The sequence below is a fragment of the Culturomica sp. genome (assembly GCF_003524185.1).
GTDB classification, from domain to species: domain Bacteria; phylum Bacteroidota; class Bacteroidia; order Bacteroidales; family Marinifilaceae; genus Culturomica; species Culturomica massiliensis.
Map to the genome: position 1 here is coordinate 42,091 of NZ_DOED01000004.1, position 12,110 is coordinate 54,200.

Below are 12,110 nucleotides of genomic sequence, written 5' to 3' on the forward strand. Positions count from 1 at the left end.
AACGTAAAAGAGAATATTTTTTTGTGATTTATAATGTGTTGATTATCGGGTAAGGAGGACGGTAAAAAAATAAAGTGCCCCCGGAAGTTTGACAAAAAACTTTTGGGTGGCACTTTATACAAGCAGCCTCTTTTCGTATATCCGGCGGGGATTATTTCAGCTCGGTCTGGGAGCCTTCTACATATTCGAATTTACCTTTGGCAATGCCTTTGAATCTGGCTTGCCAGGTACCGGTCGGGCTGTAGGTAGCATATTTGACCAGATAAAACATCTGCATATTGTCCTTTATGGCTTCTGCATCCGGGTATCTGGCCGGTAGCACATGGTTGGCAATTCCTTCCTGTAATCTTTGGTGGAAGATTTCCCGGCATTCGGCATCTTCCTTGCCGTCCAGGAAGTGATCTCCGGCTTTTGTATCGTAATATTTCCGGGATTTTATCAACATACTGATGTTGTTGTATTTGGCGTTTGCACCATACCACCATTCTGTATTGGACGGGTAAGCTTCGTCCAGATAAATTTTATATTTCGGATCGTTGGTTACAAAATCGACCAGGGCCTGATAATCGCTGCTGATCATCGTAAAGACGACGGTCGGATCAAAGGACCATTTGGTCCCGTTGTGAATGTATTGCTCGGTCACCGGCACCACTCCGTTGTAATTGGTCCAGTTGCCTTCGGCCCGGCGATATTCCTGTACGGCTGTTTTACCGTTCAATTCGAATAGTACGTGCATTGTTTTTTCTGAAACCGTATACGGGTATTTTTGTTGCAGGAAGAGCGGTAAATATTGCATGGCAACGGAAGCATCCTTAAAGCTGTTGCCGGTAATGCCCATCGTTTCGTAATCTTCCGGATTGACAATGACCGTATTGGCTTTCGGGGCCCATTTACTGCCGTTGTACTCGTATAGGGCAAAGCGTATTACCTGATCGGTAGCTGCCGGGCGTATACCCGAAGAAACAGGTGTCGTGCTGCGTTTATAATAATGTATTTTTACATTGTCGATTTCATAAGCCGTGTTCCGGTTGTCGGCTGCATCGCCGTGGTATTTAAATGCGATACAGACGGTTTTTCCCGCATAGGTTTTCAGGTTGACCGTTCCGGCTTTTTTGAATGTGGAGTATTTGCTGCTTTGCGGTATTGTAAAATGACCTGTGAGGTTTGTCCAGCTTGCCGTTTCCGGGTGGCTGCCGTCGAAATCTTCCGAGAGCAGAATTTCCAGGCAATCGGTGTCGTAATAAGCCGCATCAATGTCGAAAGTGAACAGAGGCGCCGGTTCGTCCGGAACAGATAAAGCCGGTGTAATCAGCCAGCTGAAAAATTCTACGGCGGAACCGTAAGACGTTATTTGTGCCGATTTGTTGTTGTCAAAATTATAACCTTTCCAGAGATTAGCACCTTCGGTAGCGGAAGAGTTTGTCCAATCTGTGAGTTGTATGGTTGCTTTGTGTGTCGTTGTTTCGAAATCTTCCGCTAATAGTATTGTTTCCGTTACGCCGATATTTTCTCCGATTTGGAGGTTGTCGATCTGATAGGTTGTCGTTTTGTTGTTATTACCGTCTCCCGTATATTTAAAGGCAATATGTACGGTTGTTTTATAGGCACTCAGGTCCAGGATACCGGCCGGCATTTTTTTACCGAAACCTTTGGCCGGAATATCGAAATAGAAATTCGGCGTAATATCCGTCCAGGTGGCCAGAGTCGGGTCGCCTTCTTCGTAATCGGCGGAAATCAGAACCTGCAGGCAGGAAGCGTTGTAATGACCTAGTGTGATGTCGAAAGCAAACAGGGGGTTTGTGGCTGCGGTCAGGTCGATTCCCGGGGTGATCAGCCAACCGATATTTTCTTCGTTCGAGTTATAGGATGAAAAAGATACGTATCCGTCGCCGTTGTATAGGTTACCCTGCCATCTGACATTTCCTTTTTCTGCGAAATTGGTCCAGCCTTCGGCGGCAAAAGCGGCTTTGTCGGTGACCGTTTCATCGAAATTTTCATCCAGCGAGGTCAGTACCGGTGCCGGAGTATGGCCGTTACCGGGTTCCGTCGGCGAATAGTTGTAAGTTACCCGGTATAGGTCGCCTTTTTGAGCGTTTGTGACGGCTGTCGCCAGTATTTTTTCCAGGTATTTATCTGCATTTTTTCCGGGGGTCAGGTAATTGGTTCCGGCTTCTCCCCAAATTGACGCATAATCCGCCGGTGTCAGCGTGTAGTTCGGAGCTTTCTGTAAAAGCATCATGGCCTTTAGGTAGCTGCTGTCCCTTTCGTCGATGGCATAGGTAACAGCCGCTGTCGATTGGGCATTCAGGGCCGGGAATAATGAGCTCAGATAGCCGGCGACTCCTTCTTTGGCGATTTCTTTATCGGGAAAACGCAGATTGCTTTTGATGTCGGCAGCGATAGCCGAGTCGGCTGCCGTGTGTTTGTTTTTAAATACATAACCTACGCTGGAATAGTCCTGAGCGGTAAAGGTATAAGTGACATCTTCGTGAAGCGGCTGTTTGGCGGCATCCAAAGCATCATACACATCGTCCATCGGGTTGCAGGCTGTGAAGGCAAGCAACGCCGGGAGAATCAAGCTATATTTACTTTTTATCATTGTCGTATCGTTTGAAAATTATAAGTCCATTGACTGTTTGAATACATTGTGTGTTTTTTTATTAAAGGTTGTCGGTTTCCTTCGTTTGTCGTATGTTTAAAACCTCACTTTGAAACCCATTGTCCAGGTGCGTCCGAATCCGTAGTATACCAGGGATGAAAATTCGTCGTGATATACGCCGTCTTTAGCGTCTGCAATATATTGGGTGTTGAAAAGGTTGTTGACATTGATATATAAGGTGGCCCGGATATTTTTGACCAGGGTCAGCTGATAGTTGACATTGGCATCGAAAGTGCAAAAACGCGGGAGTTTCCAGGCATCCAAACCGGCTTCCCGTGAACTGGTACGGTCTTCGATGGCGTAATCGGCATAGTTCTTGTCGAAAAGATTCCAGGCGGCACCGACTCTGAAATTATCGAACGGTTCGTAGGAGGCGTTGAGCGCGGCTGTCATCTGTGCCGAGTTGCCGACGTGGACATTTTTCACATACAACTGGTCGTTTTCACTGATCAGTTTGTTGTTGCTGTCGAAAAGCGATACGATGGGATTGTCTGTCAATATCCAGTCGCCCCAGGAAAACATGCCTCTCAGGGTGAAATTGTAAACCGGTTTATAAACCGCTTCGAATTCGACCCCGTGGTGACGGGCATTTACGCCGTGCATTGTCGCAAAAATACCGTTTCCCATATTTTTATTCAGTCCCCGGTCTCTCCATTCGGTGTAATAATAATTGACATTGACGGATAGCTTGGGTAAGGTCAGTCCGTATCCTCCTTCGAAGGTATATACGCTTTCGTATTTGACGGAAGGTGTCAGTTCGTTGGTGTTGTTTTTGAATACGATATTCATGTAAGGGGCCCGTTTGAAGTAACCTCCGTTTACGAATACGTTGTGTATACGGCCGAATTTATAATTGGCACCGCCTTTGACGCCCCAGGGGAGAAATGTCTGCCAGGATGATTTACGCATGGGATCGCCGGGAGCATAATTCCCGTCGTCGATACGCCGGTAGGCATTTTCCGTCAAAGAAGCGGACAAAAATGCCGAGAAATTATCTTTGACGTATTCGAGTTGGGCGAATGCACCGACCCACAATACCTCGCTTGTGTTTTCATAACCGAGGCGGTCGCCTTTGTATTTGGGAGTGCCCTTGGACTGGTAAGCCAGATAATCGCCTTCATAATAACTGCCGCCCATCAGATCGGTGATTTTGTTGTAGTGGTATCCTTTGTAATACCGCCCGTCCAAACCGGCTGTCAATTTGAATTCCTGTGTCAGATCGTTCGTATAGGTTGACAATATTCCATACCAATCGTGGGCGTTTACGGCGGTTCCGAGCACCAGCAACGAACCGGTTTGCGAGGCTGCATTTTCTTTTAATACGGCATCGTAGTCCAGTAAGCCATCGGGGGTTAATTTGGTGTCGGCATTTGTACCGACGTAAGGTTTACCGGTTGTATTGTTGTATTGCAGCCAGTTTTTCTTGGTTCCGAACGCTCTGCGGGCTCCTCCTTTGGCAAAAGATACATAGGCAGCCGTTGAAAGAGAGGACTGGTCGTCGATTTTCCAATAGTGGTTCAGAGACAGTTGCGGTTTGTGATATTCGTTGTAGGCGTAGGGACCGTTGAATACCTTGCCGTTTAAATATCCGTAGCTGGAGTTCCAGCGGATGCCGCTGGGATGATCCCGGAATTCCTGTATGGTGTGCATTTGTCCGCGCTGGTTGTGCCATTGCGGTGCGCCGAAAAGAGTAAAGGACAGACGGTGGTTGTCGTTGATCCGTTTGGAGATGTTGAGAAAATACATCCAGGCTTTGTAATCGGTCGCTTCGACATATCCCCGTGTGCTTTCGGTTGTCGAGCCGGCGATACTGACGGCCCAGCCGTTTGACATCAAACCGGTGGATACGTTGATTGCCATTTTCTGAAAACCGTCGTGACCGACTCCGTAATAGACGGAACCTCCGATTTTCGCATCCGTATTGCGGGTAATCATATTCATGGTACCTCCGACAGAGTTGACGGCCAGTTTTGAAGCTCCCAGACCGCGTTGAACCTGGATGAATTGAGTTACGTCCGATAGAGCTGACCAGTTCGACCAGTAAACTTTGCCGTTTTCCATGTCATTGATCGGCACACCGTTGATAAGTATACCGATGTTATTGGAATCGAATCCGCGCAGATTGACACGGGAGTCTCCGTATCCTCCGCCGGATTTTGTCGCATATATGGAAGGCGTGGATTTCATGATTTCCGGAAACTCCTGATTGCCCAGGCGCTCTTCGATGATTTCCGGGGTGATGTTGGAGATAGCGATAGGGGTTGCCCGGTCTTTGCTGACAATAGAAGCCGTCACTTTTACCTCCTCCAGGCCGACAGTCGAAGCCTGTAATTTTATAACACCTAAATCGGTGACGTTATGTTCAAGCGATACGCTTTTTTGTTGCTCTTCATACCCTACATTGCGGAAGATAAGGGTTATTTTCCCTTCTTTCGTACAATAAATAGTGAAATTACCGTCCGGATCACTGGCAGCTCCGATAGATGTACCTTCGATGATGGCAGTTGCTCCGATCAGGGTTTCCCCTGTCTCTGCATCTACAATTTTTCCTTTCACGGTTTTCTGTCCCATAACTCCCCAGGCTCCTAAAAGCAAAGGGATTATGAAAACCAGATGTTTGATTGAAATTCTGATCATTTTGTTGTTATTGATTAATTAATGAATAAAAAAAATACGTACGCACATCCTTTAAATCTGTGCATTTTACTGATAAAACGAAGGTTTTTTTCGGATATCGATTATGAAGTTTTAGTTAAGATTGAAAAAAACTTATAGTTTTAACTATAACCTCATTTTATATTATTTAACTTTGCGTCATGAATTTTTATATGTGCCTAAAAAAAACGTTCGTTTTATTAGGTTGTGTGCATACAAACTTATTAATTAACAAGTAATAGAAAGTATGAAGAAAATCTTTATTAGAAGTCTGCTTTTCATGGTACCACTGTTTTTCTTGACATTGGTAACGATGGCTCAGGGAATCGTTAAAGGTAAGATCATCGATTCTCAGACAAAAGAGGAATTAATCGGAGCGACAGTCATGGTTGAGGGAACGACGGAAGGTGTTGCTTCCTCTCTGGACGGAAGTTTTACGTTGAAAACCTCGAAAGAGGGAACACAAACCCTTGTATTTCGTTGTGTCGGATACAAAGAGTTGAAAAAGACGGTAAAAATTTCGGGACAACCTTTGGATTTGGGGGTTATAGGAATGGAAACCGAAGCCATAGGTCTGGGAGACGTTACCGTGACGGCATCTGTTGCCGTGCGGCGCAAGACTCCGGTGGCATTGTCCGTAATCGAGCCGGTTGAGATTGAAAACAAGCTTTCTACGCAGGAGTTTCCGGAAATATTGAAATCTACACCGGGGGTATATGCGACGAAATCCGGAGGTGCTTTCGGAGATTCCCGTATTAATCTGCGTGGTTTCGAGCAAGCCAATATTGCTGTGATGATCAACGGTGTTCCGATGAATGATATGGAATGGGGCGGTTTGTATTGGTCGAACTGGGCCGGTCTTTCGGATGTAACCCGTTCGATGCAGGTGCAGAGAGGTTTGGGCGCTTCTAAAGTATCTTCTCCTTCTGTGGGTGGTTCTATCAATATCGTGACAAAAACGACGGATGTCAAAGCCGGAGGATCGGTTTCCTATGCTTTGGGAAACGACGGATACAACAAGATCATGTTCAATGTGTCTACCGGTTTGCGTAACGGCTGGGCCATTACCTTGCTGGGAGCCAAGAGCTGGGGAGACGGTTATGTACAAGGTACGGAATTCGAGGCTTATTCTTATTTCGGAAACATCTCCAAACAGATCAATGAAAATCATCTGTTGTCGTTTACGGTGTTCGGAGCTCCGCAATGGCATAATCAGCGCAGCAATTACGACGGATTGTCTATTGCCGGGTGGCAGAACGTTGAAAAATATACGGGCAGAGACCGGCAGTACCGGTATAACCCGACCTACGGTTTCGGCCTGCACGGCGAACGTAAAACTTCGAGCTACAATAAATACCACAAACCCCAGATTTCTTTGAACCATTTCTGGACGATCAATGAGAAATCCAGTCTTTCTACCGTGTTGTACGTTTCCATCGGTCGCGGAGGCGGTTATAAAGGTTTGGGAAGTACTTCCGATTATGCCAATATGTGGTACGGTTCCAGCAATGGTACATTAAATACTTATTTCCGCAATGCAGACGGAACCTTTGCTTATGATAAAATTTACGAGTTGAATGCTACCAGTGATAACGGTTCGCTGATGGCCATGTCCGAATCGAAGAACGAGCACAACTGGTACGGTTTGATGTCTACTTATACGACTTCTATCGGTAAATATTTCGATGTTTACGGAGGTATCGACTTCCGGTATTACAACGGTACACACACCAATGAGTTGGTTGACCTTTACGGAGGCGAATTCTTTGTGGATCGTTACCGGGGACAGATGAGTGTGGCTAACAATGCCAACAGCGCAGACCCGAACTGGGTAAATCAAAAACTGAAAGTCGGGGATGTCGTTTACCGGGATTACGACGGTTATGTGATGCAGGAAGGTATTTTCGGGCAGGCAGAGTTCAACCGGAATGCATTGAGCGTTTTCCTTGCAGGTGCCGTATCTAATACCGGATACTGGCAGAAGAATCATTATTATTACGATAAGACGCATGAAAAATCGAAGACAGAAAACTTTATCGGTTGGAACCTGAAAGGGGGAGCTAACTATAATCTGACGGATCAACACAATGTATTTGCCAACATCGGTTATATTTCCCGTGCTCCTTTCTATTCCGGCGGGGTGTTCCTGTACGCAATGAACAGTAATGCCACCAACCCGGATGCCGTCAATGAAAAAGTATTTTCCGTAGAAGTCGGTTACGGTTTCCGTTCTTCTATTTTCAGTGCTAATGTGAACGTATACCGGACAGAGTGGTTGGATAAAACGATGACCCGTACGATTACGTTGAAAAATGACGACCGGGCAACGATCAATATGAGCGGTATCGACGCTTTGCATCAGGGTGTTGAGTTGGATTTTGTATTCCGTCCGATTAAAAATGTGGACATCAACGGTATGGTTTCTATCGGAGACTGGAAATGGAACAGTTCATCTACCGGTTATTTTTATAATTCATCCGGTCAGCCGTTGAAAAATATGGACGGAGATATTGCTTCCGGCATTCAGGCAGAAGATCATGCCAAGATGGAAGTGGACCTGAACGGTACACGTGTCGGAAATTCTGCTCAGACGACATTTGCTATCGGCGCTAAAGTGCAACCTTTAAAAGGCTTGCGGGTAGGTGCTGATTATACCTATTGGATGCGTAATTATGCTGAATTTTCTGTCGGCGGAGACAATGGTGCCGATTTGGTAATGAACGGTTATAAAAAGTACGAAACCCCGTGGCGGATGCCTTCGGCAGGAGAACTGGATCTGAATGTCAGTTACCGTTTCCCGTTGGGTAAATTATGGGGTACAATTTACGGAAATGTAAACAATGTATTGGATGGCGTGTCTATTTCCGATGCTTATGACGGTTCGGGTCACAACTGGCAGTCGGCTTACCGTGTATTTTACCGTTTCGGCCGGAATTATTCCGTTCGCCTGAAGATTAGTTTCTAATAATTTGATAGTTTAAAAGGATAGGATATGAAAAAACATCTCATATATCTTTGCATGGCCTCTGTTTTAGGATTGACAAGCTGTGAGGACTTTAATGACAAACACTTCGACGGATTGGACGATATGACCAAGCCGGAGAATGTATTGAATAAGGATTATACGCTTACCGCCGATGATTATTCTGCTATCAGCGGTTATAAGGAGGCTGATATTATGGCCCTTCTGACCGGTGACGAGGCGACAAAAAAAGAGAAAGCAGAGAAGATCGTAACGGCTTTAAAAGCAGCTAAAAGCAATCAGTACCTGACTCCTGCCGCAGAACCGAGAACGGTTTTACCGCTTTTTATGTCAAAAAACTGGAAAACGGCTTCTCTGGGCGCTACCATTCGTGCAAGCTATAATTATGTTCCCAATGCGCCGGCTTATCTGGCTGAATTGGCTGCTGCCGATACTTATGAATTGACGGCTGCGGATTATGAAACCATTTGGGGAATTCCCGATGTGTCTTACCTGACTCCGTCCAAGAGTCCGGAAAAAAGTCTGCCGAAAGTTTTGGAAGGGGCGATTGAAAATCCCGTAACCGGAGAGTATGTGGTAGTATCTTACAAATATTCTGCCAATGAACCGGGTTCAGGCGGCGGAGAAGAGGAAACTTTCGACAAGATCGGAGATGTAATAACGGCCGGTCCCGGAAATTATAAAGTAAAAGGTACGGTGATTGCTACATACAAGAATGGTTTTCTGGTATCCGACGGTACCGCTTCGATTCTGGTGTATCTGGAGGGAAAGCCTTCAAATAATGCAATCGGAGATATTGTTACCGTTGAAGGAACGACAACCGAGTTTGGCGGCATGAGCCAATTTCCGAACACATCTGTTGTAACGAAAGTGGGAGTTGAAGAATATACACAACCCGTACCGAGTCAGTGGGGCGCTGCGGAAATGGATGCTTATCTGACAGGGGTTTCCGTACAGTATATTTCATACGTCGGGACATTATCTATCAGTGGCAGTTATTATAACGTCAATATAGAAGGTGCAGCAAAAGCGATCGGAAGTATTAAATATCCGGCTGATGGTTTTATCGACGCTTCCCTGAACGGTCAGAAAGTGATTGTAACGGGTTATACTATCGGTGTTTCCAGCAGTAAATACGTTAATACGATGGCTACTGACGTAGTAGCTTTGTCTCACTATGATGAAATCGGTACGGTAGCTGCGGCTGAGGCCGGTGAATATACGGTAAGGGGTACGATTTGCGCGGAATACAAACAAGGATTTCTGCTTACCGACGGAACGGGATATATACTGACATTCCTGGGAAGTTCTTACGACGGGGCTTATTCGGCAGGTGATGTGATGACCGTATCCGGAACGACTACAAAATATAGCGGATTGATGCAGTTCCCGAAGGAGTCGACGGTTACTTTAGCGGCTCATGGCTCTTATAGTTATCCGACAGCGGCCTCGATGGATGCTGCAGCAATGGATGCTTATCTGGCAGCCCCTGAGGTGAAGTTTGTTTCTTATACGGGAACCTTGTCTATCAGCGGAAATTATTATAATGTAAATGTGGCTGGAACGACGACCGCAATCGGAAGCATACAATATCCGTTAAGCGATATGGTTGATCCGGCATTAAACGGACAGGAAGTAACGGTAACCGGATTTGCGATCGGGGTATCGGGAACAAAATATGTAAATACGATGGCTGTTTCCGTGACGGCGGCAGGCAGTTCGTCTTCTGTTGCCCTTGCTGCTTCAGCCGATTATGTGCCGGCACTGAATAAATTCAGCCGTTCGCCATTGTCTTCCAGAGCTGCTGCTGTGGCTACAGAAATTCAGTATGCTGTTTATGTTTACGATGGTTCAGCCTGGAAGGCACCTGAAAAAGTGACGATCCTTAATCCTGCCGATTATAAGGCAATGGGAGAACCGGGTACACATAATAATTTCAGTTCCTCCATCGATCCTCAAAATTATTTGCCGCAGTTCCTGGGATTGAAATATCCGTATGCTCAGGCCGGTGATACGATGGCTGTGGTGTATAATTATTATAACGGGGATGCGACGGTATTGAAAGCCGACGAATATGTATTTACAGCCGGTGCATGGACATACAACACACAGCCTGTAACCGTTGTGACCGAGCAATATGCCCTGGCGGAAAACGGATGGGTATTCAGTCCGGATGTAACCATTACCCTGGTGCCGGGTAGAAATGCCGAGACGAATCACTATTTTCAGAAACTGACCGATTGGGTATGGGAAAATATCGATCAGAAAGAAGGCGTTACAGAGAAAGGGAAAGGCTATGTAACCTCTTACGGTAATAACGATTATTACTATGGAGGTTCTGCTTATCAGAATAATTTCGATTTCCGTCCGTCGGCTTGGAAAGCTCAAAATGAAAAAGCTTACGGAGAAATGCCGGATGAAGATCTGACGGCATTGATGTGGGAACGCCTGCCGGAAGCTTTGTTACATATGCTGGAATGTGCATATCCGGATGTTCAATTGGAAGATGTACCCGTTACCTATGTGCTTAAATTCGGAGTATACGGTATAGAAGGGTCCAGTGCTACCAAATATTATACGGCACGTTATAAATTGACCGGTAAAGGTGAATTTACCTATGTGGAAGATTCTTTAAAAGAAATCAGTAGTTTATAATGAAAGGAATAAAATCTGTTTCAACTTTAATTGCGGGCAGCGGAATGCTGCTCGCAATGCTTTTTGCTGCCTGTGACGATACGGACGAACGGGCAGAGTTGTCTTCGGAATCAAACCTGTCGGCCGTACCCGGTGCAGGTGGTGAGTATACACTGAATGTCGGTGCGGAGGGGTCCTGGGTTATTTCCCTTTCGGGAACCGGTAGTCAGTGGTGTAACGTCGACCCGTTGCGGGGAGTGGACGATGGCGTTGTAAATGTCGTTATCGCCCCGAACGACGAACGGACTTCCCGGAATACGTTGCTTACCCTGGCCAGTGGAGCCAGCAGGGATACTTTGCGGATTACGCAACAGGCAACGGAGGAGAATTTTACAAATGTGATTGCCGGTCGCCTGGAAATTCCCCGTCTGACCGGAGAGACGGATTACAAGTTTATCGACCATTCCGTCACCTATCAGAATAAAACGGTGCATAACTATTGCATGGAATATAACCTTCCCAAACGGCATGCCCGTTGGGTCGCTTTTAAAGCCTATGATGTGACGGCTGCCGATAATGTTAGCCGCACGGATGCCTGGGGCGACGATCCGCAGGTGCCGGCTGAATACCGGACGACGAAAACGGATTACAGCGGATACGACCGGGGGCATTTGGTGGCTTCAAACGACCGCCGTTACTCTAAGGAAGCCAATGAGCAGACGTTTTATTACTCCAATATGAGTCCGCAATTGTCGGGCTTCAACCAGAAAATCTGGCAAAAGCTCGAGGAAGATGTCAAAGCCTGGATGCAGGATGCCGCTTTGAGAGATACGCTGTATGTCGTCAAAGGAGGAACGATTGCCGATGATCAGATCATCAAACTGACCGGGGAGCACAATAATGTAGCTGTGCCTAAGTATTATTATATGGCGGTTTTGGCTCGTAAAAACGATAGTTATAAAGCCATTGCTTTCTGGTTGGAACACAAAGAGTATTCTCAGCCTTATCATTTGAAAAGCCTGACACTGACAATCGATCAGTTGGAGGAGAAAACCGGTATCGATTTTTTCCCGGGTTTACCCGACTCTGTGGAAAGAACGGTGGAAGCCGTGTGTGACGTGAACGATTGGACCTGGATTACGGAGTAAACGGGGCTTCATAAAATAAACCGGCCGGAAA

General features: G+C 46.2%; 5 protein-coding genes. 3 read left to right on the top strand and 2 right to left on the bottom strand.

Features of this window, described 5'->3' with window-relative positions; translation table 11 throughout:
• Nucleotides 1-151: 151 nt before the first annotated feature.
• Both DD657_RS01060 and DD657_RS01065 read right to left on the bottom strand, forming a co-directional pair.
• Nucleotides 152-2,599 carry a choice-of-anchor J domain-containing protein gene (locus DD657_RS01060; RefSeq protein WP_287048078.1) on the bottom strand — a complete coding sequence of 816 codons (2,448 nt, stop codon included), beginning with the start codon at nt 2,597-2,599 and terminating at the stop codon, nt 152-154.
• A 96-nt stretch (nt 2,600-2,695) separates the two neighbouring features.
• Nucleotides 2,696-5,296 carry a TonB-dependent receptor gene (locus DD657_RS01065; RefSeq protein ID WP_021986606.1) on the bottom strand — a complete coding sequence of 867 codons (2,601 nt, stop codon included), beginning with the start codon at nt 5,294-5,296 and terminating at the stop codon, nt 2,696-2,698.
• A 265-nt stretch (nt 5,297-5,561) separates the two neighbouring features.
• Here DD657_RS01065 and DD657_RS01070 point away from each other — a divergent pair, with 265 nt between their 5' ends.
• Genes DD657_RS01070 through DD657_RS01080 form a run of 3 tightly spaced genes read left to right on the top strand, consistent with a single transcriptional unit; the run spans nt 5,562 to nt 12,079 of the window.
• On the top strand, nt 5,562-8,279 hold the full coding sequence (locus tag DD657_RS01070) for a TonB-dependent receptor (RefSeq protein ID WP_021986605.1): 2,718 nt from the start codon (nt 5,562-5,564) through the stop codon (nt 8,277-8,279).
• 27 nt (nt 8,280-8,306) lie between these two features.
• Nucleotides 8,307-10,952 carry a single stranded DNA-binding domain-containing protein gene (locus DD657_RS01075; RefSeq protein WP_287048079.1) on the top strand — a complete coding sequence of 882 codons (2,646 nt, stop codon included), beginning with the start codon at nt 8,307-8,309 and terminating at the stop codon, nt 10,950-10,952.
• The gene (locus DD657_RS01080; RefSeq protein ID WP_021986603.1) at nt 10,952-12,079 is read left to right on the top strand and encodes a DNA/RNA non-specific endonuclease; all 1,128 of its coding nucleotides are present in this window, start codon (nt 10,952-10,954) and stop codon (nt 12,077-12,079) included. The genes DD657_RS01075 and DD657_RS01080 overlap by 1 nt, the downstream gene beginning before the upstream one ends.
• Nucleotides 12,080-12,110 lie beyond the last annotated feature (31 nt).

Coding starts and splice junctions, on each gene's coding strand:
- DD657_RS01060 (WP_287048078.1), bottom strand. CDS start 2,599: ATGATAAAAAGTAAATATAGCTTGATTCTCCCGGCGTTGCTTGCCTTC.
- DD657_RS01065 (WP_021986606.1), bottom strand. CDS start 5,296: ATGATCAGAATTTCAATCAAACATCTGGTTTTCATAATCCCTTTGCTT.
- DD657_RS01070 (WP_021986605.1), top strand. CDS start 5,562: ATGAAGAAAATCTTTATTAGAAGTCTGCTTTTCATGGTACCACTGTTT.
- DD657_RS01075 (WP_287048079.1), top strand. CDS start 8,307: ATGAAAAAACATCTCATATATCTTTGCATGGCCTCTGTTTTAGGATTG.
- DD657_RS01080 (WP_021986603.1), top strand. CDS start 10,952: ATGAAAGGAATAAAATCTGTTTCAACTTTAATTGCGGGCAGCGGAATG.